Source organism: Streptomyces sp. NPDC014676, from assembly GCF_043084105.1.
GTDB lineage: Bacteria > Actinomycetota > Actinomycetes > Streptomycetales > Streptomycetaceae > Streptomyces.
In genome coordinates this window covers 164,130-191,105 of sequence record NZ_JBIBZI010000012.1, presented here as the reverse complement: position 1 = coordinate 191,105, position 26,976 = coordinate 164,130, and the positions used below count along the sequence as shown (strand labels likewise).

General features: G+C 73.9%; 21 protein-coding genes and 1 tRNA gene. 7 read left to right on the top strand and 15 right to left on the bottom strand.

Annotation, left to right across the window (positions count from 1 at the left end; all coding sequences use genetic code 11):
- Positions 1 to 381: 381 nt before the first annotated feature.
- Positions 382 to 1,266 carry an NAD(P)-dependent oxidoreductase gene (locus tag ACF1DX_RS29390; protein WP_391794152.1) on the bottom strand — a complete coding sequence of 295 codons (885 nt, stop codon included), beginning with the start codon at positions 1,264 to 1,266 and terminating at the stop codon, positions 382 to 384.
- Between the two features lie 119 nt (positions 1,267 to 1,385).
- Between ACF1DX_RS29390 and ACF1DX_RS29385 the strand changes: the two genes are divergently transcribed.
- Both ACF1DX_RS29385 and htpG read left to right on the top strand, forming a co-directional pair.
- Positions 1,386 to 1,982: a TetR/AcrR family transcriptional regulator gene (locus tag ACF1DX_RS29385; RefSeq protein WP_391794151.1), complete on the top strand. Its 597-nt coding sequence runs from the start codon at positions 1,386 to 1,388 to the stop codon at positions 1,980 to 1,982.
- A 69-nt stretch (positions 1,983 to 2,051) separates the two neighbouring features.
- Positions 2,052 to 3,950, top strand: coding sequence for a molecular chaperone HtpG (htpG, locus tag ACF1DX_RS29380; RefSeq protein WP_391794150.1), 1,899 nt, complete (start codon positions 2,052 to 2,054; stop codon positions 3,948 to 3,950).
- Positions 3,951 to 3,962: 12 nt separating this feature from the next.
- On the opposite strand, the gene ACF1DX_RS29375 is transcribed toward htpG, so the two are convergent.
- From ACF1DX_RS29375 to ACF1DX_RS29365, 3 genes are all read right to left on the bottom strand, one after another.
- Positions 3,963 to 4,529, bottom strand: coding sequence for a DUF2269 family protein (locus ACF1DX_RS29375; protein WP_391794149.1), 567 nt, complete (start codon positions 4,527 to 4,529; stop codon positions 3,963 to 3,965).
- A 51-nt stretch (positions 4,530 to 4,580) separates the two neighbouring features.
- Positions 4,581 to 5,666: a GNAT family N-acetyltransferase gene (locus ACF1DX_RS29370; RefSeq protein ID WP_391794148.1), complete on the bottom strand. Its 1,086-nt coding sequence runs from the start codon at positions 5,664 to 5,666 to the stop codon at positions 4,581 to 4,583.
- Positions 5,667 to 5,796: 130 nt separating this feature from the next.
- Positions 5,797 to 6,183 (bottom strand): hypothetical protein, encoded by a 387-nt coding sequence (locus ACF1DX_RS29365; protein ID WP_391794147.1) that lies wholly within the window; start codon positions 6,181 to 6,183, stop codon positions 5,797 to 5,799.
- Between the two features lie 325 nt (positions 6,184 to 6,508).
- Between ACF1DX_RS29365 and ACF1DX_RS29360 the strand changes: the two genes are divergently transcribed.
- From ACF1DX_RS29360 to ACF1DX_RS29350, 3 genes are all read left to right on the top strand, one after another.
- Positions 6,509 to 7,816, top strand: a complete 1,308-nt coding sequence (locus ACF1DX_RS29360) for a cation:proton antiporter (RefSeq protein WP_391794146.1) — start codon at positions 6,509 to 6,511, stop codon at positions 7,814 to 7,816.
- A 289-nt stretch (positions 7,817 to 8,105) separates the two neighbouring features.
- On the top strand, positions 8,106 to 9,281 hold the full coding sequence (locus tag ACF1DX_RS29355) for a S1 family peptidase (protein ID WP_391794145.1): 1,176 nt from the start codon (positions 8,106 to 8,108) through the stop codon (positions 9,279 to 9,281).
- 172 nt (positions 9,282 to 9,453) lie between these two features.
- Positions 9,454 to 10,776: a lipase family protein gene (locus tag ACF1DX_RS29350; protein WP_391794144.1), complete on the top strand. Its 1,323-nt coding sequence runs from the start codon at positions 9,454 to 9,456 to the stop codon at positions 10,774 to 10,776.
- Between the two features lie 52 nt (positions 10,777 to 10,828).
- Here ACF1DX_RS29350 and ACF1DX_RS29345 read toward each other — a convergent pair.
- Positions 10,829 to 10,901 (bottom strand) — tRNA-Gly (locus ACF1DX_RS29345).
- A 68-nt stretch (positions 10,902 to 10,969) separates the two neighbouring features.
- Positions 10,970 to 11,518, bottom strand: a complete 549-nt coding sequence (locus ACF1DX_RS29340; RefSeq protein ID WP_391794143.1) for a snapalysin family zinc-dependent metalloprotease — start codon at positions 11,516 to 11,518, stop codon at positions 10,970 to 10,972.
- A 227-nt stretch (positions 11,519 to 11,745) separates the two neighbouring features.
- On the opposite strand from ACF1DX_RS29340, the gene mgrA reads away from it, so the two are divergent.
- Positions 11,746 to 12,789 (top strand): L-glyceraldehyde 3-phosphate reductase, encoded by a 1,044-nt coding sequence (mgrA, locus tag ACF1DX_RS29335; RefSeq protein ID WP_391794142.1) that lies wholly within the window; start codon positions 11,746 to 11,748, stop codon positions 12,787 to 12,789.
- A gap of 90 nt (positions 12,790 to 12,879) precedes the next feature.
- On the top strand, positions 12,880 to 13,362 hold the full coding sequence (locus ACF1DX_RS29330; RefSeq protein ID WP_391794141.1) for an MSMEG_6728 family protein: 483 nt from the start codon (positions 12,880 to 12,882) through the stop codon (positions 13,360 to 13,362).
- Positions 13,363 to 13,542: 180 nt separating this feature from the next.
- Here ACF1DX_RS29330 and ACF1DX_RS29325 read toward each other — a convergent pair whose 3' ends face one another.
- The 9 genes from ACF1DX_RS29325 to ACF1DX_RS29285 form a co-directional block, all read right to left on the bottom strand.
- On the bottom strand, positions 13,543 to 14,829 hold the full coding sequence (locus ACF1DX_RS29325) for an ABC transporter substrate-binding protein (protein ID WP_391794140.1): 1,287 nt from the start codon (positions 14,827 to 14,829) through the stop codon (positions 13,543 to 13,545).
- Positions 14,826 to 15,965, bottom strand: a complete 1,140-nt coding sequence (locus tag ACF1DX_RS29320; RefSeq protein ID WP_391794139.1) for a branched-chain amino acid ABC transporter permease — start codon at positions 15,963 to 15,965, stop codon at positions 14,826 to 14,828. The genes ACF1DX_RS29325 and ACF1DX_RS29320 overlap by 4 nt, the downstream gene beginning before the upstream one ends.
- Entirely contained in the window at positions 15,958 to 16,854 is an 897-nt protein-coding gene (locus tag ACF1DX_RS29315) for a branched-chain amino acid ABC transporter permease (RefSeq protein ID WP_391794138.1), read from the bottom strand. The genes ACF1DX_RS29320 and ACF1DX_RS29315 overlap by 8 nt, the downstream gene beginning before the upstream one ends.
- Positions 16,851 to 17,654 (bottom strand): ABC transporter ATP-binding protein, encoded by an 804-nt coding sequence (locus tag ACF1DX_RS29310; RefSeq protein ID WP_391794137.1) that lies wholly within the window; start codon positions 17,652 to 17,654, stop codon positions 16,851 to 16,853. Before ACF1DX_RS29310 ends, ACF1DX_RS29315 begins: the two co-directional genes overlap by 4 nt.
- Entirely contained in the window at positions 17,651 to 18,433 is a 783-nt protein-coding gene (locus ACF1DX_RS29305) for an ABC transporter ATP-binding protein (RefSeq protein WP_391794136.1), read from the bottom strand. The genes ACF1DX_RS29310 and ACF1DX_RS29305 overlap by 4 nt, the downstream gene beginning before the upstream one ends.
- Before the next feature lie 362 nt (positions 18,434 to 18,795).
- Positions 18,796 to 20,052, bottom strand: coding sequence for a helix-turn-helix domain-containing protein (locus ACF1DX_RS29300; protein WP_391794135.1), 1,257 nt, complete (start codon positions 20,050 to 20,052; stop codon positions 18,796 to 18,798).
- 147 nt (positions 20,053 to 20,199) lie between these two features.
- Positions 20,200 to 23,217: a LuxR C-terminal-related transcriptional regulator gene (locus ACF1DX_RS29295; RefSeq protein ID WP_391794134.1), complete on the bottom strand. Its 3,018-nt coding sequence runs from the start codon at positions 23,215 to 23,217 to the stop codon at positions 20,200 to 20,202.
- A gap of 147 nt (positions 23,218 to 23,364) precedes the next feature.
- A complete protein-coding gene (locus ACF1DX_RS29290) occupies positions 23,365 to 24,267 on the bottom strand; it encodes an alpha/beta hydrolase family protein (protein WP_391794133.1) in 903 nt (300 codons plus the stop codon).
- 951 nt (positions 24,268 to 25,218) lie between these two features.
- Entirely contained in the window at positions 25,219 to 26,880 is a 1,662-nt protein-coding gene (locus ACF1DX_RS29285) for a hypothetical protein (protein WP_391794132.1), read from the bottom strand.
- Positions 26,881 to 26,976: the final 96 nt, after the last annotated feature.

Sequence of the window (26,976 nt, the reverse complement as noted above, 5' to 3'; positions counted from 1 at the left end):
CCCGCCTTCACTCACCGATCACACCGCGCGACTACCCGCATCGCTCCCCCGCACGCCACTGAAGTGTGACAGGTGCCTCCGACATCGGGTCGCCGTGGTCGGCGGGAAGCCCGCCCCACGGCGGTGACCTGCGGGTTCTGCCTGGTCAGCACGGTGGGCGGGTCCGGTGGCGAGGCGCCGGGGCGGTCGCGGGTGCGGTGGCGCCCTCGCTCCGCACGACGAACCGCAGCGGTGCGAGCCGCCCCTCGAGTGGCTCGGGGTGCGGGCAGACACGCCGCGAGGCCAAAGGCCGTGCGGTCGGTGTCCCGGCCGGGGACGCTGGAGGAGCCGGTCCCCCGGTGAGGGCGGATATGGCCTGACAGGTGTGCCGAAAGAGGTGACTCAGCCGGCCGGGGTGCCGTCGGTCCTGGTCTCCAGCGCGCGCAGGACGGCCACCATGTCCTCGCCGCCGTGGCCGCCGGCCACGGTCTCGTCGAAGAGGGCGTGGCAGACGTCGAGGAGCGGGGAGGCCAGTCCGGCCTTGCGGGCGGCCCGGGCGATCAGGCGGTTGTTCTTCAGTACGTCCGTGGCGGCGGCCTGGACCGCGAAGTCACGGGCGAGCAGCTTGGGCGCCTTCATCCGGGAGACGGCGCTGGCCATCGGGCCGGCGTCCAGGACGTCGAGGAAACGACGGCGGTCGAGCCCGTGCCGGTCGGCGAAGTGGAACGCCTCGGCCAGTCCGGTGACCTGGGTGATCAGGAACAGGTTCACCGAGAGCTTCATCAGCAGCGCGCCCGGCACCGCGCCGCAGTCGAACGCCTCACGGCACACCGGGGCGAGCAGGGGCCGTACGGCCGCCACGGCGGAGGCGTCGCCCGCCAGCATCCCGACCAGCCGCCCCTGTTCCGCCGGGACCCGGGAGCCGGAGACCGGGGCCTCGACGTAGGCGCCGCCCGCCTCGCGGACGGCGTCCTCCAGGGCGGCCGAGTACTCCGGCGAGGTCGTGCCCATGTGGACGACGGTGCGTCCGGCGACGCGGGCGGCGAAGTCCGGGGTGCCGCGCCCCAGCACCGTGTCGACGGCCGTCTCGTCGGCCAGCATGAGAAGCACGGTGCCGGCCCGGTCGAACACCTCGCCGGCGCTCCCGGCGACCTCGGCCCCGGCGTCGCGCAGCGGTGCGCAGCGGGCGGCGGTGCGGTTCCAGACGACGAGGGGTGTTCCGGCACGGGCGAGGTTGAGTGCCATGGGCCGGCCCATGACTCCGAGTCCGATGAAACCCACGCGCACGACGCACCGCCGTTCCCGGGCCGCGCCCACGCGGCACCTCTTCCATGACCGCTGTCATAGTAGCCGCCGTCATGACAGTCGTCATAGGGTGGGGGAAAGGACATCGCGGGAGGTCGGGAATGGCGGGGTCCGGACGGGGACCGCGGGAGCGGATGGTCTTCAGCGCGGCCCAGCTCATCCGGCGCGACGGGGTCGCCTCGACGGGGATGCGCGAGGTCGCCGCGCACGCAAAGGCGCCGCGCGGATCGCTCCAGCACTACTTCCCGGGCGGCAAGGAGCAGCTCGTCAACGAGGCGGTGGGGTGGGCGGGGCGGTACGCGGCCGGGCGTGTCGCCCGGTTCCTCGCCGCGCTGCCCGAGCCGACGCCCGGCGGGCTGTTCGCACAGATGGTCCGGCAGTGGACCGACGAGTACGAGAGCGAGGGCTTCGGCGGCGGCTGTCCGGTCGCCGCCGCCACGGTGGACCGCGCCGGGTCCACCGCGTCGACCCGCCAGGCCGTGTCGGCCGCCCTCGCCGAGTGGACCGGTGCGGTGGCCCTGGCACTGGCGGACATGGGCGTCCCCGCCGGACGCGCCCGGCCCCTCGCCACCCTGATGATCAGCTCTCTGGAGGGGGCGATCCTGATGGCCCGCGCCGAGCGGGACGTCCGCCCCCTGACGACGGTGTCCCGCGAACTCGGCCCCCTCCTGGACTCGGCGGTGAACGCGACCGACTGACGTCCTCTTTTATTAAAGTGATCGTGCCAGTATCCGGTGATCCGTGGATCAGTGAGGTAGTCACGCATCATGCCGACCGAAACGTTTGAGTTCCAGGTAGAGGCCCGTCAGCTGCTCCAGCTGATGATCCACTCGGTCTACTCGAACAAGGACGTCTTCCTCCGTGAGATCGTCTCCAACGCCTCCGACGCGCTCGACAAGCTGCGTCTGGCCAAGCTGCGGGACGACTCCCTCGACGCCGACGTCTCCGACCTGCACATCGAGCTCGAGATCGACAAGGACGCCCGTACCCTCACCGTGCGGGACAACGGCGTCGGCATGTCGTACGACGAGGTCGGGCAGCTCATCGGCACGATCGCCAACTCGGGCACCGCCCAGTTCCTGCGGGAGCTGCGGGAAGCGCAGGACGGGGCCGGGACGGAGGGGCTGATCGGCCAGTTCGGCGTCGGCTTCTACTCGGGCTTCATGGTCGCGGACGAGGTCACCCTGCTCACCCGGCGCGCGGGTGAGGGGCAGGGCACCCGGTGGACGTCGCGCGGCGAGGGCACGTACACCCTGGAGCGGGTCGACGACGCGCCGCAGGGCACCTCGGTCACGCTGCACCTCAAGCCGGCCGACCCCGACAACCAGCTGCACGACTACACCTCGGTGTGGAAGATCAAGGAGATCGTCAAGCGCTACTCGGACTTCATCACCTGGCCGATCAGGCTCGTCGGGGAGGCGGGCGGGGACGGCGAGGCGGCCGGGCCCGAGACGCTGAACTCGATGAAGGCGCTGTGGGCGCGCTCGCGCGAGGAGGTGTCCGAGGAGGAGTACCACGAGCTGTACAAGCACATCGGCCACGACTGGCGCGAACCGCTCGAGACCATCCAGCTGCAGGCCGAGGGCACCTTCGAGTACCAAGCCCTGCTGTTCGTCCCGTCGCACGCCCCGCACGACCTGTTCACCCAGAACTTCCGGCACGGGCTGCAGCTGTACGTGAAGCGCGTCTTCATCATGGACGACTGCGAGGAGCTGCTGCCGCCGTACCTGCGGTTCGTCAAGGGTGTGGTCGACGCGCAGGACCTCTCGCTGAACGTGTCCCGCGAGATCCTCCAGCAGGACCGGCACATCCGGATGATGCAGCGCCGGCTCACCAAGAAGGTGCTGGCGTCGGTCAAGAGCATGATGACCGGTGACGCCGAGCGGTACGCCACGTTCTGGCGGGAGTTCGGCGCGGTGCTGAAGGAGGGCCTGGTCACCGACCCCGACAACCGTGACGCCCTCCTGGCGGTGACCTCGTTCGCGACCACGCGCGGGGACGACGGCACGGTCACGCTGAAGCAGTACGTGGAGCGGATGCCGGACGGGCAGGACGACATCTGGTTCATCACCGGCGAGTCCCGGGAGAGCATCGACAACTCCCCGCACATGGAGGCGTTCCGGGAGCGCGGCATCGAGGTGCTGCTGCTCACCGATCCCGTCGACGAGATGTGGGTCGACGCCGTGGGCGAGTACGAGGGCAAGCGGCTGCGGTCGATCGCCAAGGGCGAGGTCGACCTCGGCGCGCGGGAGGACGACAGGAGCGAGGGCGAACGGCAGCAGCAGGCCGAGGAGTACGCGGGTCTGCTCGACTGGATGCGGGAGCGGCTGGACGAGGACGTCAAGGAGGTGCGGCTGTCCACGCGGCTGACGGTGTCCCCGGCCTGTCTCGTCGCCGACGCGAACGATCTCACGCCGGCGCTGGAGAACATGTACCGGGCCATGGGCCAGGAGGTGCCGCGCACCAAGCGCATCCTCGAACTCAACCCGGACCACGCGCTGGTGAAGGGCCTGAACGAGGCGTACGGGGAGCGCGAGGACCGCTCGGACCTCACCGACACCGCCGAACTCCTCTACTCCCTGGCCGTGTTGGCGGAGGGCGGCCGGCCGAAGGACCCGGCGCGTTTCGTACGGCTGATGGCGGACCGGCTGGAGCGCACCCTGTGACGTGCCCGTAGGTCACAGGCGTGCCGGTTCGGCCGTCCCCGGCCTCCGGGCGGCCGCCCGGAGGCGCCGGCCGCGGCGGGTCGGTCCCCACGGCTTGAGGACCGAGATCACCGTCATGAAGACGTAGGCGGTCAGGGAGACGACCGGCCCCATGAGGACGTCGCCCCCGTCGGGCAGGGTCTGCCCGGCGGACACGGCCGCCGCGGCCGCGTTCACGCCCGGCCGCAGCGCGAAGGCCGTGGCGGTGGTCGTGGCCAGGGTCAGCCAGAACTTCGTCCACACCCAGCGGTGCCTCGCCAGTCCCCAGGGCGTGCCCAGGGACAGGACGAGGCCGCTGAACAGGGTCAGGAGGGCGACCGGCAGCAGGAGCCAGTCCGCGAAGAGCTTCATGGCCCGGACGGACGCCTCCACCACGGCCGCGGACCCGGTGGTGTTCGCGGTGACACCGAGCGCGAGCAGCCCGGCGGTGAGTCCGAGCCAGCCGGCGGAGGCGAGGACATGGATGACGAGGTGGGCCCGGCGTGCGGGTCGGCTGAGTTTCACCCGACCCACGGTGCCGGGCCCGGGCGGCGCGGACATCTGACGGCGGGAGTAATCCCGCTTACTGACGTCGGCGTACGCCGGACGCGGTCAGCGCTCGCGCAGCCGGCCCAGCCCCGTCAGGGTGCGCCGGGCCGCGTCGGCCAGCCGGGGGTGGCCGCGCACAAGGCGGCGGGTGGCCCGCGCCGGCTCCCGGCCCAGCCGGTACGCGGCCCCGCCCGGCCCCGGACGCACCACGGCACCCTCGTAGACGAGGAGTTCGCGGGTCTTGAGGGAGTCCTTGTAGCGGGCGGGGCCGCTGCCCAGGTCGACCATGCGGATGCCGTCCGCGGCGGCCGCTTGGAGCATCCGCAGATGCAGCACCAGTCCGGGTGAGTACCGGCCGTGGTCACGGTCGTACGCGGGGAACCACCAGGACAGCACCGTGGCCGAGCGCAGGCCGAAGTGGGCGGCCACGGGGCGGTCACCGGCGTACAGCACGGAGAGCAGTCCGCGGCACCCGGGGTCGTCGCCGTGCGCCAGCAGCTCCACCAGCCGGGTGATCCACCGCTGGGCGAACCGGTCCCGGCGGCCCGTCCGCCGGTACTGGGCGGATTTCCAGCGCATCAGCGCCCGTAAGGCCTCCGGGTCCCGGCTGTCGTACACGAACCGCACCTCGCCGGCCTGCCGGGCGAGCCTGCGTTCCTTGGCCAGGGTCTGCTTGAGGAAACCGGGGGAACGGGCGCGCAGCCCGTCGGTGTAGTACTCGTATCCCCGGTCGAGGTCGACGACCGGACTCGCGAGTTCCTCGACGGCGTGCGGTACGAAGAGGTGCTGACCGGCCTCCAGGTTGTCGAACTCCCACGAGGAGAGCGCGCAGGCCGCGAGCAGGGCGCGCGGGTCGAGCCGGAGGCCGGGGCGCAGGACGGCGCCCTGGCTGTCCGACACCCCGAGGCCGATGGCCCGGCCCTGGCCCAGCGGCCCCCTCTCGTACGGGAGGAATCCGACGGGTGTCCCGTCGTCCTGCAGCACGGCCACCCTGGCGCCGGGCCTGACCTGTCCGACGGCCGTGGTGAACGCCGGGTCGAGAAACGGGTTCTCCGGTGCGCCGGATTCGGCGCGCAGGTCTCTCCACGTCTTGTGCTCGCTCGGCCCGAGTTCGTCGGGCCGCACCACGAGAACGCGCTTTCCATGCATGTGTGCCTCCTGTGTCGTCACGGTTTCCGGGACACGAGAAGGCCTGCTCGTCACCGTGGACCGGCTCGGGGAGCACGCGGCGGGCGGCACCCGGCCGCACGGCGCAGGCCTCGGGCGGTACCGCGGTCGCTCAGCAGCGGAATGTCTGCAGGCCGGCGGCGCTGGGGGCCGGACCGGCCGGGCCCCGGTCCGGTGGCGGTTCCACCGGGTACGGCCGGGGAGCGGATTGTCGCCGCACGCCGGCCGTCGGGTGGGCGGGGCCGGCCGCTCCGGCCGCCGCCGAGGCCCTCGGCGGGCGGGCGAGGGGCCGGTGGAGGGAGGTGTCGTCCTCGCCGGGCAAGGGTTTGCCGACCGCCTCGGGCGTGTCGGCGACCACGGGAACCGCCTCGGCCGGACCGTGCTGCTGTGCGGCGGGGTGCGCCGGGGCGGGCCGGTCCGCCGCCGGTGCCGGGGAGCACAGGGTCCAGAGCAGCATCGAGGCCAGCAGTACGACCGCTGCCGCCCATCGAGACCGCACCGGTCACCCCTTCGGCATGCGTCCGGCGGGGGGTGGGTACACCGGGTCGGCGCCGGGCGGGCCCCCACGCATGTGCGCCCGGCACGTCTTCCAGTAGCGCCGAGCACGCCCCGCTCCGTCAAGTCCCCCGCGTCGCGAGGCGGCGCACTGGGCGCGCACCGGCCGCGGCGCCTTTCGCGGGCCCCGCCCTTCGCACCGGAGCGGGCGTCCCGGCGGGCGGTGAGGGCCGCACCCGTCCGCCCGTTCGGGCAGGATCCCGCCGCCGGGATGATGTTCAGGACGAAGCCGCGGCGTACCCCCGGCCTGCTCCGGGCACCTGTGATCGGTGACTTCCCCTGACTACCTCTTCACCCTGCTCGGGGCCGGTGCCCTCGGCGCGGCCGTGCTGCCCCGGCTGGTGGCCCGTAGACCGCTGTCGTTGCCGCTGGTGTTCCTCGTCTGCGGAGTCGCCCTCCAGTGGCTGCCCCTGCCCATGCCCGAGATCGACCCGGTGGCGGACCGGACGTGGGTGGAGCACGTCACCGAGATCTGTGTGATCGTCTCCCTCATGGGCGCCGGTCTCGCCCTGAACCGGCCGTTCGGCCGCCGGCACTGGCAGGGCACCTGGCGGCAACTGGGCGTCACCATGCCGTTGACCATCGCGGCCGTGGGCCTCCTGGCCTGGGGCCTGCTCGACTGGCCGCCGGTCGCCGCGCTGCTGCTGGCGGCCGTACTGGCGCCGACCGATCCGGTGCTCGCCTCGGAGGTGCGGGTGGGCGCGCCCACCGACTCGGAGCACGACGAGGACGAGGTGCGTTTCACGCTGACCAGCGAGGCCGGGCTGAACGACGGTCTCGCCTTCCCCTTCGTCATGGCGGCCGTCGCGCTCGCCGCCGCGGGCGGACGTCCCACCGGTGAGGGGATCGCCCACTGGGCACTGGTCGAGGTGCTGTACAAGTGCGTGGTGGGCGTGTCCGCGGGGCTCGCCGTCGGCACGCTGCTCGGGTGGCTGTTCTTCCGGGCGGGGCGGCGGGCGATGCGGCTGTCCGAGCACCGGGAGGGGTTCGTCGCCATCGGCGCCACGTTCCTCGCCTACGGGGTGACGGAACTGCTGCACGGCTACGGCTTCCTGGCCGTGTTCGTCACCGCCTGCCGGATCCGCGGGGCGGAGCGTGCCCACGGCTATCACAGGGTGCTGCACGATTTCGTGGAGCAGGTGGAGCGGCTGCTGACCGCCGCACTGCTGTTCCTGCTCGGTGTGTTCGTCGCGCAGGGCGGCCTGGCGTCGCTGACCTGGCAGGGGGCGGCCGTGGGTCTGCTGCTGCTGTCGGCGGTCCGGCCGCTGACGGCGTGGGCCGCCCAGTTCGGTACGTCCGCCGGGCCGCGGGAGCGGGTGGTGATCGCCGTCTTCGGGATCCGCGGCATCGGCTCGCTGTTCTACCTGGCCCACGCGCTCGGCACCCCCGGTTTCGGCGTCCCTGCCGAGCGGTTGTGGGCGGTGGTGACCTTCACCGTGCTGGCGTCCGTCGTGCTGCACGGGGTGAGTGCCACCCCCGTCATCTCACGCCTCGACCGGCTGCGGGCCCACCGGGCCCGGGCGGGCGGTGGGGGACCGGATCCGGACGAGGACGAGGTGGCGGGCGAACGCCTCTGACCGCCCCTCTCCCGGGAGGAAGGGGACTCCCGTCCCGGGCCGTCTTCCGGAGCAGCCCTCCGGAAGACCTCACGCCCCCGGCGTCGGCCGGGCCCCGGCACCCGGCGAAGCCCGTGCGGTGACCCGCGTGCACCGGCCGTCACACCCAGGGCGGACGGGAATTGGGCCTTGCATTGGCATAGACCTGACAGCATGCGGCCCGCTACGCTCTGCTCGACTCAGGCTGAGAGCGCTCTCACACTGCGATTGTTCCACCCCCACCTTGCTGGAACGACGAAGGGCACCTTCCATGAGACGCACCCGACTCACGCATGCCGGCGTGGCCGCTCTGCTCATGATCGGCAGCTGGACCGCGGCCGGTACCCTGCCGGCCGCGGCGCAGGACTCCCCCGGCTCCCCCACCGCCCGCGCCGCCGGCTCCGCGCCCGCCTCCGACGGCCTGCTCCAGGCGATGCAGCGGGACTTCGGGCTGACCCGCACCGAGGCGGAGGACCGGCTGGCCGCCGAACGCGAGGCCACCGAGCTCGCGCCCGAGGCCCGCACAACCGCCGGACCTGCGTACGGCGGCGCCTGGTTCGACGCGAAGAGCGAGAAACTGACCGTGGCCGTCACCACGGACGCCGACGCCTCGACGGTACGGTCCCTGCGCGCGTCCGGTGCGGCCGTCCGCACCGTCGAGCACAGCGCCCGGCAGCTCGACGCGGCCAAGTCCCGCATCGACCGCCTCGACGCGCCCTCGGGCGTCAGCAGCTGGGCCGTCGACCCGGCCGCCAACACGGTCGTCGTGAACGTCGTCGCCGACAAACGTGCTGACAACGATGTCCGCTCCTTCGTGGACGAGGCCCGCGAGGCCGGTCCGGTCACCGTGCGGACCGTGGAGGCCGCGGCGGAGACCTTCGCCGCCGGGACGGTGGGCGGCGACCCGTACTACACCGGCAACGTCCGCTGCTCCATAGGCTTCTCGGTGCACGGCGGCTTCATCACCGCCGGGCACTGCGGCGGGGCCGGGCAGCAGGTCCGAGGCTGGGACGGCTCGTACATCGGCAACTTCCAGGGCTCCTCGTTCCCGGAGAACGACTACGCCTGGGTGAACGTGGGCAGCGGCTGGTGGACGGTGCCGGTGGTGCTCGGCTGGGGCACGGTGTCGGACCAGTTGGTGCGCGGCTCGGCGGAGGCACCGGTCGGCGCCTCGATCTGCCGCTCCGGCTCCACGACCCACTGGCACTGCGGCACCGTGCTGGCCAAGAACGAGACGGTCAACTACAGCCAGGGCGCGGTCCGTCAGATGACGAAGACCAGCGTCTGCGCCGAACCGGGCGACTCGGGCGGCTCGTTCATCAGCGGTGACCAGGCGCAGGGTGTCACCTCCGGCGGCTGGGGCAACTGCTCCGGCGGGGGCGAGACCTGGTTCCAGCCGGTCAACGAGATCCTCAACCGCTACGGGCTGACCCTGCACACGGCCTGACCGGTCACGACCGGGAGCGGGCCCCGCCGGGCGACCGGCGGGGCCCGCTCCTGTGTGCGCCCGGCACTTCCCGCAAGAGTTACCGTGCCGTAACTTACTTGCGGGTTACCGGCGGTAAGTAAGCGCTGCTAGTTTCCGGTTCACCTTCCTGGAGCAGAGCGAGGAGTGAGCCGTGAGCCGTATCAGCAGCGTGCTGACCACCGTGGTCGCCACGACCGCCTGTGTCTGCGTGTCCGCGCCGCCCGCCGCCGCGAGCGCCCCCGTGGTGTCGCGGGGCGTCACCATCCCCGCCTTCTACACCCCGCCTGCCGAACTGCCCGCGGGCGAGGGCGTACTGGTCCGCCACGAGCCACTGCGTCTCGGGCTGAGCCTGCCCGGCCTGGACGGCCGCACCCTGCCCGGCACCGCGACCCGTCTGATGTACACCTCCACCGACTCCGGCGGGCAGCCGGTGGCCGTCACCGGGGCCTACATCGAGCCGTCCGCCGGCTGGAAGGGCGACGGCCCCCGTCCCCTGGTGGTCGTCGGCTCCGGAACCATGGGCCAGGGCGACCAGTGCGCGCCCTCGCTGGCCCTGCAGAACCCGCTGACCCTGACCGGGGAGACGCTGTCCGTCGGATACGACAACCTGGCCGTCTACCGGCTCCTGGCCACCGGCGCCGCCGTCGTGGTGACCGACTACGTCGGGCTCGGGGCGACCGACCGGCTGCACACCTACGTCAACCGGCTCGACCAGGGGCACGCCATGCTGGACGCGGCCCGCGCGGCCCGCTCCGTGCCGGGCGCGTCGGTCACCGCCGACTCGCGCGTGGGCCTGTACGGCTACAGCCAGGGCGGCGGGGCCAGCGCGTCCGCCGCCGAACTGCACTCCGCCTACGCGCCCGAGGTGAATCTCGTCGGCACCTACGCCGGCGCGCCGCCCGCCGATCTGACGGCGGTCATGAAGGGCATCGACGGCAGCGCCCTGGCGGCCGCGCTGGGCTGGTCGATCAACGGTTTCGCCCAGGCGGAGCCCGCGTTGAAGGAGGTCGTCGACCAGCACGTCAATGCCACCGGCCGAAGCGCCCTCGACGACATCGGCACCAGCTGCGTCGGGGACGCGATCCTCGGTTACGGCTTCACCAAGAGCACCAAGTGGACGAAGGACGGCAGCTCGCTCGCCGACGTCATCGCCGACGAGCCGGACGCCCGGGCCGTTCTCGACGAGCAGCGCATCGGCAGGCTGGAGCCCACCGGCCCGGTCCGCCTGGTCACCGGCGTCCGGGACGACATCGTGCCGCACGCGCAGGCCCGCCAACTGGCTCTGGACTGGTGCCGCAAGGGCGCCGACGTCACCTACGAGGCCGTCGTGCTGCCCAACCTCGGCGACAAGCTCCTCACCAACCACCTCGCGCCGCTGCTCACCGACCAGGGCGACGCGGTGGAGTGGCTGACCGACCGGCTCGAGGGCGAGCCGGTGCGCTCCAACTGCTGGACCATGCCGGTCCAGCCCTGAACCGCCGGCAACGCGACGAGCCCCGTCCCGAAGTTTCGGGACGGGGCTCGGATGGAGCGCCGGGCAGGCCTTGCACCTGCATCTCCCCGCAGGAAGCGGGGCGTCTTTCCTTGGACCACCAACGCACGGGGCGGGCTCCGGAGGTTTCCGTCGCCGTGACCTGGAACGACTATAGCGGTGATCGACCCACACGTCACATCCGCCCCAGGAGTGCCCCGGCGGGGGCTCCCTCGAAGTTCCGCTCGACCTGCGCCTTCTCCGCCGCGCTCGGGTAGGGGTCGGTGCACGAGGTTCCGGCGCTGGCGCCCGACATCAGGCTGGAGCAGGGGCCGGGCTTGCGGTCCGGCAGGCCCAGCATGTGGCCGAGTTCGTGGGCCGCGATACGGATCGTGGAGTAGCCCTGGTCCACGGCCTGGCGCCCGATGTAGACGGTGCCGTTGCCCATCGAGACGGGGACGGAGCGGGGCCAGCCGTCGTCCGCCACGATCCGCACGTCGGCGCGCTGTCCGGACGCGGCCGGACGCAGCTCGACGGTCTCGACGCTCTCGTTCCAGATCGCCGCTCCCCTCTCGACCGCGGCCTTGAACTCCGCGGCGCCGCTCGCGTCGTAGGTGACCACGTCGTCGGCCACCTGACGCTGGGCCGTGCCGACGGTCGGGACGGCCGCGGCCGGACCGTTCAGCAGCGGGCCGGACAACACGAATATCGCGGCCAGGCCGCCGGTCAGCGTACGGACCCTCATGGTCGACCTCCTGGTGGGGCGGGCGGTCGTGCTCATGCCGCTTCCGCTTTCGTCTGCCCGTCGGCACGGACTCCAATCCGGCGTCACGGCCGGCCGCCGATTCAGAAGCCGCACTGCTGAATTCCATGGAAGGGACCGGTTGGACTTCCCGACCGGGCGGGGGCACTGTGGCGAGGATCAACACCATCCCACGGGACACCCCCACTCGCATCACCGGAGAACCGCCGATGAACCACATCGCCCGCCCCGAGCGTTACGACGGCACCATGCGCTACCGGCGCACCGGCCGCTCGGGACTCGACCTCCCCCTGCTGTCCCTGGGCTACTGGCACAACTTCGGCGACGACAAGCCGTTCGAGACGCAGCGCGAGATCGCCCTGCGCGCCTTCGACCTGGGCATCACCCACCACGACCTGGCGAACAACTACGGCCCTCCCTACGGTTCCGCCGAGATCAACTTCGGCCGGCTGATGAAGCGGGACCTCGCGCCGTACCGGGACGAGCTGGTGGTCTCCACCAAGGCCGGCTGGGACATGTGGCCCGGTCCGTACGGCCAGGGCGGCGGCTCCCGCAAGTACCTGCTGGCCTCGCTGGACCAGTCGCTGAAGCGCATGGGCCTGGAGTACGTGGACATCTTCTACTCGCACCGGCTGGACGCCACCACTCCGCTCGAGGAGACGATGGGCGCCCTCGACACGGCGGTCCGCCAGGGCAAGGCGCTCTACGTCGGCATCTCCTCGTACGACGCCGAGCGCACCCGCGAGGCCGCGGCGATCCTCCGGGACCTCGGGACCCCGCTGCTGATCCACCAGCCGTCGTACAACATGCTGAACCGCTGGATCGAGACGGACGGCCTGCTGGACGTGGCCCAGGAGGAGGGCTTCGGGGTCATCGGCTTCACGGCGCTCGCGCAGGGGATGCTGACCGGGCGCTATCTGGACGGCGTCCCGCGGGACTCGCGGGCGGCGGCCGGCACGTCGTTCGACGCCGGGTGGCTGACCGACGACATGCTGCACCGGCTGCGCGCCCTGAACGACATCGCGGCCCGGCGCGGGCAGACCCTCGCGCAGATGGCGCTGGCCTGGGCGCTGCGGGACCCGCGGGTCACCTCGCTGGTCATCGGCGCGTCCCGCACCGAGCAACTGGAGCAGAACGTCGCCGCGCTGGAGAACCTCGACTTCGGCGCCGAGGAGCTGGCCGAGATCGACGAGTACGCCACCGAGGGCGGCGTCGACCTGTGGCGCGAGGCCCGGCTGGGCACGCTGGGCTGAGCCCGGGGCGGCGCCGTGAGGTGTGCGCCGTCGTGAAAGGGGAACTGCGGTGCGGTGAGCCGCTTGGCCCCTCATCGTTCGGACGGCCGTATGCAGACCTTTCTGCCGTACCCCGACTTCTGTGAGTCGGCGCTGGTGCTCGACCGGCGCCGGCTCGGCAAACAGCGGGTGGAGGCGATCCAGGTGCTGCGCGGTCTGATCGTGCCGGGCTACGGGTGGCGCCGCCATCCCGCGGTCCGCATGTGGACCGGCTACGAGGAGGCGCTGGTGCGGTACGGCCTGGAGATCTGCCGGGTCTGGCGCGACCGGGGCCACCAGGACAGCTGCGCCGCCACCCTCGTCGCCGACCTGGCCAAGGTGCGGCCCGGAGCGCCGGTGCGCGGTCAGCGGGAGCTGGCCGGGGCCGGTGAGCTGCCGCCCTGGCTGGGGGACGACGCCGTGCACCGCAGCCACCGCTCGGCGCTGGTCCGCAAGGACCCGGCCGTCTACGCGGACCTCTTCCCCGGGGAGCCGGACGACCTGCCGTACGTCTGGCCGTCGTCCGACCGTGATCCGGAGGCGGCCGCCGGCTGACCCGCCCGCGTCGGGCGGGGGCCTCGCTTTCCCGTCGCCTTCCGGACGGGCCGCGACCGCACCGTGTACGCGGAGGGTCCGAGCGGCGCACGGGCCGCCCGTACGGACCGCGGGCCCGGGCGCACGGTGCCCCGGCGCCCCCTTCCGGGGTCCGCCGGGGCATCCGGGCGGTGCGGGCCGTCAGTGCGCGGACAGGTACTCCTCGACTCCCGGCGCCGCGTGCGCGTCCTCCGCGTTCACCACGCCGCCGACCGCCTCGGCGTCGGGCTTGAGCACGTACGTCTCGACGCTCGCGGGGCGGTCCACGTCGGAGAAGTTCTGCGGGGTGCCGAGGCCGGTGTCGGCGTTCGTCTGCGCGCGGTGCGCCTTGACGACGTCCTCCCGCGTGAGGCCGCCCGCCTCGCAGGCCTTCTTCAGATCGGCGCCCATGAGCTGGGCGGCGTTGTACCCGGACAGCACCCCGGAGTCGACCGGCGAGTCCGGGTACTTCTTCTGGTACGACGCCACCATGTTCTTCACGCCGGGCAGGTCGGAGCTGACCGCGGGCGCGGCGCTCACGATGCTGAGCATCGCCGCCAGGGCGGGCGCGGCGGGGGTCTTCATGAGCTGGGGCGCGAAGCCGGGGGCGCTGCTGACGACGGGGACCTTCAGGCCGCGGGAGGCCGCGACGCCGACGAGGGAGGCCGTCTGCGCGGGTCCGGCGCTGATCAGGACGGCCTTCACGCCCTCCTTGCGCAGGGCCGACACCTGGGCCGACAGGTCGGTGTCCGTGGCCTTGATCTTCTGCCCGGCCACCTTCAGTCCGGCCTTCTCCGCCGCCCAGGTGGACCCTTCCAGCGCGTTGGCGCCGTAGTCGCCCTCGAAGTAGACGTGGCCGATGGTGTCGCCCTTCTTCAGGCCCTTGGTACGGGTGAGGAACTCGACGGCGGCGATCATGTCGACGTCGTAGGTGGTGCCGAGGACCTGGATGGCGTCCTTGCCGAGCAGGGAGGCCGCCCAGGCCTGCGGGAAGGTGAGCATCTCGTCCCGCTCGATGTCGTCGAGCAGCGCGGCGACCACCGGGGAGCCGATGACCTGGGGCAGCGCCACGACGTCCGGGGCGATGTCGGCGTAGGCGGTGACCGCCTTCTGCACGTCGTAGCCGTGGTCCTTGACGACGATCTCCACCTTGCGGTCGCAGATGCCGCCCTTGGCGTTGGTCTCGTCGGCCCACATCTGCTGGGCCTGCACGATGCTCTTGCCGAGGGTGGCGTAGGGACCGGTCAGGTCGGTGAGGGCGCCCAGCCTGATGGTGTCGGCGCCGACGCCGGGTCCGGTGCGGACGCCGTCGGCGGCCTCGCCGCCCTTGTCGCCGTCGTCCGCCTTGGAGCTGCATCCGGTGGCCGCGAGCAGCAGGGCGAGGGCGCCGGCGAGGACGGTCCCGGCGGTGCGGTGCCGGTTGCGGCGGGTGCGGTGCGTGGTGTTCACGGAGTGTGCTCCTTGGGTCGTGCGGCCGGTTGCGGAGGCGAGGGGACGACGGTTTCCGGGGCGGGGGTACGGGATCGGTGGCGCCGTACGCGGCCTTGGACCCGGCGTGCCAGGCCGTGCAGACCGTCGGGGGCGTACAGCAGGACCAGGACGATCGCCGCGCCGTAGAGGTAGCGGGCGGCCTCGGTGGGGCCCACGGCGCCCTCGGTGGAGCCCGGGGCGGTCACCAGCGGGAGCTGGTCGGCGTAGCGGGTCATCAGCAGCGGCAGGGCGGTGACGAAGACGGCGCCGGCGGTGGCTCCTGCGACGGACCCGAGACCGCCGATGACGATCATGGCGAGGTAGTCGACGGAGAGCGCGAGGGAGAAGTAGTCCGGGACGACGCGGCGGAAGGCGAGCGCCAGGAGCACTCCCGCGAGGCCCGCGTACATCGACGACACCACGAAGGCCGCCGAGCGGTGCCGGGCGACGTCGACGCCCATCACGGCGGCCGCGGTCTCGCTGTCGCGCAGGGCGGCCAGCGCCCGGCCTGGGCGTGAGCGCAGCAGGCCGCGGGCGGTGAACCAGGTGAACGCGAACAGGGCCAGACCGAGGAACCACAGCCGTTCCTCCGCGCCGAACGGCACGCCGAGGACGGTCAGTTCGGGGTCGCTCTCGGCGAAGGTGAACCCGCCGAGGGTGAGCGGGGGCACGGAGCGGCCGTTGAAGCCGCCGGTGACGGAGTCGGCGGTCAGCAGGACGTGGTGGCCGAGGAAGACCAGCGCGAGGGTGGCGATGCCCAGGTAGATGCCCTTGACCCGGGCGGCGACGGGGCTGAACAGCCCGCCGGCCGCTCCCGCGAGCAGGACCGCGAGGAGCGCGGCGAGGGCCGGGGGCAGTCCGGGTCCGGGTTCGCCGGCCAGCCAGGTGTAGCCGTAGGCGCCGACGGCGAGGAAGAAGGCGTGGCCGAGGGAGAGCTGCCCGGCGGTGCCGCTGAGCAGGGCGAGGCCGGTGGCGCCGATGGCGGCCGCCAGGGAGAACAGGCCGATGCGCAGCCAGAAGGCGTCCAGGTAGAACGGCGGCAGGCACAGCACCACGGCGAGCAGCAGGAGCGAGGCCCGCCGACGGGTCAGGGCCCCGAGGAGTCGGTCAGACACGGGCCGTCCCCTTCGCGCCGAACAGCCCGGTGGGCCGTACGAGAAGGACGAGCAGCATCACCGCGTACGGGGCGACGTCGCCGAACCCCTCGCCGAGGACGTGCAGGTCGGACTGGTAACCGACGACGAGCGCCTCGGTCAGGCCGATGATCAGGCTGCCCGCGAGGGCGCCGGCCGGGGAGGCGAGGCCGCCGAGGATCGCGGCCGGGAAGGCGTTGAGGGCGATCTGGCCGGTGGTGCGCTCCAGTCCGGGCGCGGGGAACGCGGCGAGGAACACGGCGGCCAGCGCGGCGAGCGCGCCCGCCAGGCACCAGGCGCCCGCGCGCACCCGGCCGAGCCGTACGCCCATGAGCGCGGCGGCCTCCAGGTCCTCGGCCGCCGCCCGCAGGGACAGTCCCCAGGGGGTGAACCGGAAGAGGGCGAACACCCCGCCGATGACCACGGCCGACACCACGATCGCGGCGAGCCGGCTGTCGGCGACGGTCACCGGGCCCAGTTCGGTCACCGCGTCGCCCCAGGGGTCCCCCAGGGACAGCAGGTCGCCGCCGATGCGCCGGGAGAGGTCGGTGAGCAGGACGATGTCGATGCCGATGGTGACGATGGTCTGCACATGGGCGGAGTGGGCGTCCTGGCCGCCGCGTTGCAGCAGGAACCGGTCGAGCGCGCCGGCGAGGGCGGCCGTGGTGAGGACCGCCAGGGCGAGCGCTCCGGCGAAGCCGAGGTCGTCGTGGAGGACGGCGGTGAGGTAGCCGCCGAGCAGGAGCAGGGAGCCGTGGGCGAAGTTGAGGACGCCGGAGGCCTTGAAGATGACGACGAAGCCGAGGGCGACCAGCGCGTAGACCGCGCCGAGCGCCAGTCCGCCGAGGATGTTGTCGAGGAATGCCGTCATGCCGCGTCCTCCCCGGTCGCGTCGGTGCCGAGGTAGGCGCGCAGCACCTCGGGGTCCCGGCGGACCTCGTCGGGGGTGCCGTGGGCGATGGGCCTGCCGAAGTCGAGCACCGTGACGTCGTCGGCGAGGCGCATGACGAGGCCCATGTCGTGCTCGACGAGGACGACGGACAGGCCGAGTTCGGCGCGGAGTTCGCCCACCACCTCGGCGGTGCGGGCGCGTTCGGCGGCGTTCATGCCGGCCACGGGTTCGTCGAGGAGCAGCACACGGGGCTCCAGACAGAGGGCGCGGGCGAGTTCGACGCGCTTGCGGTCGCCGTACGACAGCAGGGCGACGGGACTGTCGAAGTGGTCGCCCAGGCCGGTGAGTTCGGCGATCTCGCGTGCTCTGGCGAGGTGTTCGCGCTGTTCCCGTACGGCGCCCGGCAGGCGCAGCGCGCTCGCGGCGAACCCGGCGCGGGACAGGGCGTGGCGACCGAGCATCAGGTTGTCGGCGACGGTGCCGTGGGTGGTGACGATGTTCTGGAAGGTGCGGGCCACGCCGAGCGCGGCGATGCGGTGCGGGGCGAGGCGGGTCAGCTCGGTGTCGCCGAGCGTCACCGAGCCGGCGGCCGGGCGGCACAGGCCGGACAGCACGTTGAAGCAGGTCGACTTGCCGGCGCCGTTGGGTCCGATGAGCGCGTGCACCGAGCCCGGGGTGACGGTGAAGGAGACGCCGTCGAGGGCGGTGAGTCCGGCGAAGCGCACGGTGACGTCCCGTACGTCGAGCACGGGCGGTGCGGCGGTGGTGCGGTCGGTCACGCCGCCCCCTGGTCCTCGGCCGACTCGCCCAGGTAGAGGCGGCGTACGGCGTCGGTGCGGGCGAGTTCGTCGGCGGGGCCGGACAGGCGGGTCTCGCCGACCTCCAGGACGTGCGCGTGGTCGGCGAGGGAGAGCGCCATGCCGGCGTTCTGCTCGACGAGGAGGACGGCGGTGCCCTGGGCGTTGATCTCGCGGATCACCTCGGCGATGCGGTACACCATCCGCGGGGCGAGGCCGAGGGAGGGCTCGTCGAGGAGCAGCAGGCGCGGGGCGGCCATCAGGGCGCGGCCGATGGCGAGCATCTGCTGCTCGCCGCCGGAGAGCAGGCCGGCGGCCTGGTGGGTGCGCTCGGCCAGGCGGGGGAAGAGGGTGAAGACCCGGTCGCGGGCCTCCTGGACCTGGGCGCGCCCGCGCCGGCCGAGGCCGAGGCCGCCGGAGCGCAGGTTCTCGTCGACGGAGAGTCCGGCGAAGACCCGTCGCCCCTCGGGGACCTGGACGACTCCGGCGCGTACCGCCGCGACGGGGTCCTTGCCGTCGAGCACCGTGTCGCCGTAGCGGATGCGGCCGGCCGTGATCGCGCCGCGGTGCAGGCGCAGCGTGCCGGAGACGGCGCGCAGCAGGGTCGTCTTGCCGGCGCCGTTGGCACCGAGCAGGGCGACGACGGTGCCGTGCGGCACGGTCAGGGACACGGAGCGGAGGGCGGACAGGGCGCGGCCGTAGGTCACGTCGACGTTCTCGACGTGCAGGGCGGGCGGGCTGTCCGGTGGTGCTTCGGGCATCACGGCTCCTCGGGGCCGGGCCGCGGGGGCGCGGCTGCGGCTTCGGGGGAAGGGGTGCTCACGACAGCACGGGGGCGGAGGAGCGGTACAGCTTTTGGCGCCCGTACGCTGCGGCGTACCAACGCGGGTGGGCGGGGGTTGTGCGGGTGCCCAGGCCGGGGCCGGGGCCCGTGGCACCGGAGCCGCGGCGCCGGGCCGGGGTGTCGCTTGCCGCCTCCGGCCGTCGTGCCGCCGCGCCCACCCGTGCCGCCCTGGGGGTACCTCCCAGGCCCTTAAAGGCACTGGGGGAGGCACGACTGCCCGCGGCTGGGTGGGGGCTGCGCGGCTGGCCACGGCTGGGTGGGCGGTGTGGCTGGTTGTTGTCAGGTGAGGAGGGTGCGGGCCGTCAGGGCCAGGCTGACCTCGATCAGGTCGGTGGGGCGGGAGAGGGAGCGGCCGGTGAGTTGTTCGTAGCGGCGGAGGCGGTTGAGGACCGTGTTGCGGTGGCAGTAGAGGCGGCGGCTCGCCCGCTGGGCCGAACCGTCGCAGGCCAGCCAGGTGGCCAGGGTGTCCAGCAGGACCTCCGCGTCGGCGGGTTCGAGGTGGGCCAGCGGGCCGAGCAGCCGCTCGGCCAGCGCGGCGCCGAGTTCGGGAGCCGACACCACCAGCGCCGCCGGCAGGTGCTCGGTCAGGTGGACCGTGCCGCCCTGCCCGGGGCACAGGCTCAGCGCGGTGTCCGCCAGCCGCCGCGCCTCCCCCACCGCGGACAGCCCCTCGACCACGCTGCTGACGCCCACCCGCGCACCGGCCGCCCGCTCCTCCGGCACGACGGGCTCCGCGCCGTCCTCGACCAGGACGATGCCGTAGTCGGCGTCCACGCCCGTGTGCCAGTGCGCGCGCACACCCGGAGCGAGGGCCGCTTGGGCAGCGGAACAACCGGAGGACCGGTCGCCGGCGACCGCGACGACCACGTACCGCCCGTGCTCGGGCAGCTCCAGCGCCTGCGCGGTCTCGGGCAGGTCGGCGATCCTGCTCGTGCCGTCCAGCAGGGCCGCGGCCAGCAGACGCACCCTGTTCTCCCTCCGCCACGCGAGCTGTCGCTCGGTCTGCCGGTAGGCGTCCGCGACGAGGGTGCAGTGCTCGTCGACGAAGTTCCACACGTCGGACGCCACGTGCACCAGCAGCCGTACGTCCTCGGGCGCCGTCCGGGAGGTCTCGTCGACCAGGCCCTGCCACACCAGCGAGCCGCCCAGCCGGAAGGCGTGCAGCAGGGCGTCCAGCGGCAGCCCCTGCTCGGCGCGCGCGGCGCCGATCTTCCAGGTGCAGCGCCGCGCCGCGTCCCGGGCGCCCCGTGGATCGATCAGGGAGGAGATGCTGTGCCGCAGCGAGCGGTGCACCTCCTGCCAGGTGGTGGTGGCGTCCCCCTCCACCGCGGCCCGGTACGCGGGCTCCTGCTCCTGCAGTACGGCGACCAGCCCGTCGGTGAGCTGGGGCAGGTCGTCCAGCAGGACGCGGGCGGCCCGGTGCAGCACGCGCAGCGCGTCGGCGTCGATCAGCGACCGTACGCGCGGTGTCCGGGGCCGCGCGGCGGGCGCGGGTCCGGAACGCGGCAGGGTACGTGGCCGTACGGCGTGTTGCATCGCGCATCTCCCCCAGGGTCGGCTTCCCGGCGGCGCCCGTGCGGCGGCGGTCCCCGTATCGGCGCCCGGCCGGTACGGGGGAGCCCGTGGGCCGGCCGCCGTCGGACTCGTCCTGCCCCGAAGGATGACATACCGTCCGGTCGGTCCCTAGGGTTGTGCACCGGTCTTTTCCGCCTGGCCGACGAGGCGGACCAGCTCGACCCGGGAACGGACCCCCAGGGTGGCGAAGATGTTCCGCAGGTGGTAGTCGACGGTGCGGGTGCTGACGGACAGGCTCAGGGCCACCTCCCGGTTGGTGGCGCCCTCGGCGACGCGCCGCGCGATACGCAGTTGCTGCGGGGTCAGCCGGGACAGCTCCCCGGCCCTGGGCAGGCCGGGGGCCGCGCCGCCCGCCCGCGACTCGGCGGCGGCCTGCTGCGCCCACAGGTGCGCGCCGCAGCGCTCGAAGCCCATCAGCGCCTCCCCGAGACGGCTGCGCGCCTCGCGCAGCCGGCGTCTGCGCCGCAGCCACTTGCCGTAGAGCAGTTCCGTGCGGGCCCGTTCGAAGTCCCCTGTCGTCTCCTCATGGCGGTCCAGGGCACTCAGGTACAGGGTGTCGGCCGCGTCCGGGGCGGCCAGCAGGGCACGGCAGCGCAGGAGTTGGGCGGGGGCCTGCGGGTCGGCCCCGCAGGCGGCCCACAGGGCGAAGTCCTCGACGGCCGCGGCCGCGTGCTCGGGGCGACCGGCGAGTACGGTGGCCTCCACGAAGCAGGGGACGGCGAGCATCCACACGGCGAAGTGGCCGCGGCGGGCACCGGGGCGGACCAGGGGGCCCAGCCGGTCCGCGGCCTCACGGGGGCGACCGGCTCCGAGGTCGGCGCGGGCCGCGGCCCACTGGGCGAGCGTCGCGGCCTGCGCGAGTCCGTGCCGGCGGGCGGTGCGCAGGGCCGCGGCGACGTGCTCGGCGACGATCTCCCGCTCCCCCTCGATGGACGCGGCGAGCGCCAGGACCGCGTGGTGGTGGGCGGCCGTGTTCCGCTGTCCGGTCCGCGACGCGGTGCGCAGCCCCTCCTCGGCATGGGTCCGGGCGAGCTGGTGGCGTCCGGCCCGCAGTTCGGCGTAGGCCAGGTATTCCAGCGCCCTCGGTTCGAGGGCGGCACTGCCGAGGGTGCGGGCCGCGGCGAGTGCCCGTGCGCCGGCGCGGCGGGCGGCGGTCACGTCACCGAGCATGAGCGCGGCGGAGGCGGACCGCAGGAGCGGTTCGGGGGCGTCGCCGGACAGCCCGTGCTCGACCACCCGCCGCAGCGGGCCGGCGGCACGGTCGAACCGTCCCAGCAGCACGGCCCGCATCCCGTCCCGGTGGTCCCGGAGCGGCCCGGAACCCGCGGGGACGGCACCGGGCGCGTCACCACCGACAGCCCACCCGTCACCCGGCACCCCCGCCCCGGAGCCGCCCCGGCCGCCACCCGGCCCGGACACCCCCGTGCCACCGACGGTCCGCCCCGGCGCCCCGCCACCCGGCGAGCCGCTTCCCGGCACCCCCCTCCCGGAACCGCCCGAACCCGGCACCGCCACCCCGCCGAGGACGTCCCCGGCGCCCGCCCGGCCCCCGGCCCCGGGGTCGGCACAAGCGGAGGGTCCGGTCGCGGGTGCGGCGTCGATGGCGACGGCGTGGACCGGGGGCCCGGCGGACGGTGTCTCCGCAGGGGTGGCGGCCGGCGACTTCGAGGCCGGTACGGGGACGGTGAGGGCGTGGAGGCAGGAGACGGGGTCGCCGGCGGCCCAGGCCGCGTCCGCCGCCGCCAGGGTCGCCGTACCGGCGGCCTCGTGGCCGGCCCCGGCGAGCAGGCCCGCGGCCAGCAGGAAGGACTCGCGGGCGTCGTCCACCGGACCGTCGGCGAGGAGCACCGTGCCCCGCAGGAATTCCGCGCCGCCGCGTACGGAGGCGGGGACCGGGCGGCTCCGGGCGGCGTCGAGCAGGCGCAGCGCCTCGGGCGAGTGCCCGGCGAGCAGGGCCTGTGCCGCGGCGGCGGTGTAGCGGTGTGCCCGCTCCGCCCCGTCCGCCGTCAGTTCGGCGGCCCGGGTGAGCGCCCTGCGGCGCAGGTCCGGCAGCGGCGCGGAGGCCGCCGCCGTCGCGAGTTCGGCCGCGAGGCCGGGGGCGGGGCCCGTGACGGTCCAGGAGCGGTGCAGCAACGCGAGGACACCGTCCGCACCGGTGCCCGCCAGGCACGCGGCCAGTGCGCGGTGCGCGGCACGGCGTCGTTCGGGCGGCGCACCGGCGTACACCGCCCTCCCCAGCAGCGCGCTGCGGAACCGCAGGCGGCCCTCGGCCAGGGCCAGCACCTCGGGCAACGGCCATGCCGCGCCGGCCCCGGCCGCCCGCCGTACGAGGCCGGCGTCGGCGTCCGGTTCCCCCGTCGCGCGCACGGCGGCCGCCGTCGTCAGCAGCAGGCCGGCCCGGTCCGGCGGTACGCCGGTCAGGCAGCCGCCGGTCACCCCGCCGAGAGTCTCCCCGTCGGCCAGCGGCCGGGGCAGCGCCCGGTGCCCGCCGAGCTGGGCGGGCGACAGCCGGCGGATCAGCGCCAGCAGCAGCGCGGGGTTGCCCTCCGCCGCCGTCACCAGTTCCTCGCGCACGCCGGGGTCGACGGCACCGCCGGTCATGTCGTCGACCACACGGGCCGCGTCCCCGGGGGCCAGCGGATCCAGCCGCAGCACGGGCAGTGCCGCCAGCTCCCGGTCCACGGGCCGGTGCCCGGGAACCGTGAGGAGCAGTCCCGCCCGGACCCCCGCCGCCCGCACCCGCGCGGCGGCGTGCCCCAGCGCGGCGCGCGACGCGGCGTCCCACAGGTGCGCGTCGTCCACGCACACCAGGAGCGGTGACGCGCCGGACGCCGCGCGCAGGACGTCGAACAGCGCCTCCCCCGCCGTACCGTCCCCCGCGGCCCGCACGGTGCGGCCGGCGGCACGCAGCAAGGTGTGCAGGCCGCTGAGCGGGGGTGCGCCGCCGCCGGGGTCGGCGCGTACGTGCCACACCGGTCCGGCGCGGAAGGAACGGGCGGCGTGGTCCAGGAACGCCGTACGGCCGCAACCGGGTTCACCGGTCACGACGTGGACGCCGCCGTCGGTGCGCAGCCTGTCCAGCAGCCGGTCCGTCGCCTGCCGTCGCGGGGTCGTCTGTACGGTCATTCACTCGACGTTACTCATGCGTAAGGTCGGGCGGAGGGGGTGCGTCCACGAGTGTGCGGGCGCCCAGAGAGGCCGGCGCCCGACGGTGCGCGCACACAACGCCGGTGGCGGCCCGCGTCGTACGCGGGCCGCCACCGGATCGGAACGTCAGGAGGTGTGCGGGCAGTTGCCCCGGGACTCCTCGACGGTCAGGCTCGGCCGGGGCAGCGGGCACAGGAACTGCTCGTAGCGGGTGTCGTTGTCGATGAACCGCTTCAGCCAGGAGACGCTGTACTTGGCGATCGTCGTGTTCGACGAGTTGGGCGTGAAGTGGGTGGCGCCGTTCAGCTCGATGTAGGCCCGGTCCAGGGAGGACGGCAGGCCGCTGTACAAGGGCTCGGCGTGGCTGGAGACGGGGGCGACGGTGTCGCCGTCGGCCCCGAAGAGGAGGGTGGGGGTCCTGACCTCGGACCAGGTCTTGTCGAGGTTCCAGGGCGTCAGCGGGATCGCCGCCTGGAGCGAGGGCCGGTCCTTGGCGGCTTCGAGGGTGCCGCCGCCGCCCATCGAGTGGCCCATGACGCCGAGCCGGCTGCTGTCGATGCGGCCGCGGACCGCGCTGCGCTGGGTGAGGTAGTCCAGTGCGGCGAGCAGCTGGTCGCCGCGGGAGGCGGGCTGGTCCAGGGTGGTGTTGGTGTCGATGGTGAACACCACGAATCCCTGGGAGGCCAGGCGCGGGCCCAGCCAGGCGATGGAGGACTGGTAGGCGGTGAAGCCGGGCGAGATCGCGATCGCCCCGAAGGTGCCGTCGGCGGTGCTGGTCGGGTAGTAGATGGTGCCTCCGCCGAAGCCGGTGACGGACAGCGAGGAGACGGAGATGTCCGACACGGCGTAGGGGCCGCGCAGCGCCTCGATGCTCGATTCGGTCGGTGCCGGGCCGCGCTCGTAGGGGTTGTCGGCCGCCTGGGCGCCGGGGCCGTTGAGGGTGGTGAGGCCGACGACGGCGGCGACCGCCGCGGTCAGTGCGGCGAATCTGCCGGTTCCGCGCCTGCTGGTGTGGGGGTGCTGCTGCACGGCGAGTGGTCCTCTCTGTCGCGGCGGGCCGTCCGTCCGTCCGGTGCACGGGGATCACGGTGCGGCTGGGGCCGTGCCCCGGCCGGGGGCGCCGCCGATTGACTGGCGGTGCCACTGTCGGAGAGGAGGGGGCCGGTGCGGACCGGCAATCTCACCGGTCTCGTGCGCCGCGCCGGGCGTCCCGGGTGCCGGTTCGCGGGGCTTCGTGACGGGCCCGGGCGCCCGGAGGCAGCCGTGTCCGCGCGCACGGCATGACGGTGTGACGTGGGGGTGCACGGGCAGGCACGGCCACCGTCGGAGTCGGCGCCGACGGTGACCGCGGTGCGTGGGGAGCACCCCGCGGCGGTCGCGCGGAGTCCCTTGCGCCGCGTCGTGGACGTGGACGTGGACCCGGTCGCCGGCCTCCTTGGCCCGGGCGGGACCGGCCGGCAGCCGTTCGCCCTCCGGCGGCCCCGCGCCGCGGGAACTCCGCCACACCCCGGCCGGAGTGCGCGGGGCCGGTGATCTCACCGGGCGTGGTCACCCGCCGTCCGCCCGGCCCGCGCGACGGACGCACCACGGCCGGCGCCTCCGTCGTCCTTCCGGGATCCGGCCGGCACCGCCGGTATGCGTCCCGGCCCCGCACATCACCCGACTGCCCCGCCGGACGAGCCGTCCGGGCCCGGGCCGTGCTCGTATGGAAGCGGCCTCCATGCCTACCCGGAGGGAGCTGGGAATGCACGAGATGTGGTGCGGTGCAGACACTTCGGGGGAGCTGGTGTGGCATGTCCTCACGTCGGACAAGTCATCCACGCTCTGCGGAGTGGAGAAGCAGGACGAGTCGACTCGTCGGCACATGACGGACCGGCACTGCTTCTCCTGCATGAAGACGTTCCAGGACGTCGTCGAGGCGAGCTGAGGCCGGACGGCGTCCGGCTCACCGAACCGGCCCGGGCACCCGCCCGGGCCGGTTCAGTGGCAGGGGTGGTGGGTCTCCAGCCGGCAGAAGCAGGACGACTCGACGGGTACGTCCGCCAGCGCGGTCGCCCGCTTGAGCTGCTGGGCGACGATCGCCGCCTCCCCGGTCCTGCCGGTGCGCAGCAGGCACTCGTGGAACCCGTGCAGCGCCCAGACGTTGCCCGGGTGCTGCAGGGGCCGGGGCAGGGTGGCGTCGAGGCCGAGGTCGGCCCGGTACACGGCTTCGGCCTCCTCGATACGGCCCCGCTCCAGCAGCAGCGCCCCGTAGGCGTGCCGGGTGGGCTGCATCCAGCCCCAGGGCTCGTCGTAGGGCAGGGCGTCGTCCAGCTCGACCGAGCGTTCCAGCGCGGCGAAGGCGGTGTCGTACTCGCCCTTGCGGTAGGCGAGTTCGCCGTCCAGCATCGCCGACGCGATGGCGAGGATGTCGTGGCAGGTGTTGTTGAACAGCATCCGGGTCCCGGGGACGCGGCGCACGGCCGCCCGGAAGGCGGCCCGCTCCGCCTCGGCCCCGTCGGTGGCGCCGGTCGCGGAGAGGGCGACTCCCCGCGCGTAGTGGAGCATGGCGGCGGTCACGCGGTACAGCTCCGGGTCGGCGGGGAACGGCAGCGCCAGGATGTCGTCCCAGCGGCCGAAGCGGATCAGGACGTGGACGCGCATCGCCAGGAACCCCTCCAGCCAGTCGGCCATGGGCGGGCTCTGCACCCGGAGGAGTTCCTCGGGGACGGCGGCCTCGAGCCGCGCGGCGGCGTCCAGGGCGACCTGCGACTGGCCGGCGAACATGGCGCCGTAGATCCGGAAGTGGTGGTTGTGGGCGCGGTAGAGCGTGTAGAAGTTCATGGCGCCGGCCCGCTCGAGGTACTTCTCGTCGGCGGCGACGGCGGCCGTGTTGTCCGAGACGACCCGGCGGTAGTCGCCGCACAGCACTTCCAGGTGCGAGGGCATGTGGAGCAGGTGCCCGGCGTCGGGCACGGCGCCGCGCAGCCGGTCGGCGACGGTGAGGGCCGCTTCCGGCGTGGGGGACATCTCCATCAGGTGGACGTACAGGTGGAGGACGCCGGGGTGCCGGGCGCCCGCGGCGGTGGCGAGGGCTCCGTCGAGGACGGCCTTGGCCTCCAGGGTACGGGCGCCCTCGGCCGGGCGGCCGGTCCTGAGGTCCCACAGCTGCCAGGGGGTGAGGTTCATCAGGGCGTCGGCGCAGAGCGCGGCCACGTCCGGGTCGCCGGGGGCGTTCTCGTACACGGCGAGCATCCGGTCCGCGTAGGGCTCGTTCCACACGGAGCAGTCCTCGGCGGCCTCCGCCTGCGGGTAGCGGGCGCGCAGGGCCTCGATGAGGGCCCGCTCGACGGGGGTGGCGCGGGCGGCCTTCTCGTGCGCCCGCTCCACCGCCCGGTGGGTGCGCGCGACGGTGCCGGCGAGTTCGTCGCCGTCGAAGGCCTCCCAGGGTTTGTTGTAGTTGGGGCCGAGGGCGTAGGCGATGCCCCAGTGGGCCATGGCGCAGTCCGGGTCGGCCTCGGCCGCCTTCTCGAAACAGCTGACCGCCTCCTCGTGGTTGAACGCGTACGTCCACACCAGCCCGCGGTCGAACCAGAGTTGGGCGTCGGGGGAGGAGGTCGTCACGGGCCGGCGGTGGTCGCCGAGGTCGTAGTAGTCGTCCATGCGTGCCTCCCGGGGCAGCGGGCGTCCGGTAGGGACGAAACCGACGATAGCGGGGCACGCACGCCGGCGCAGGCCTCTCCGGGGGCCGCCACCCGT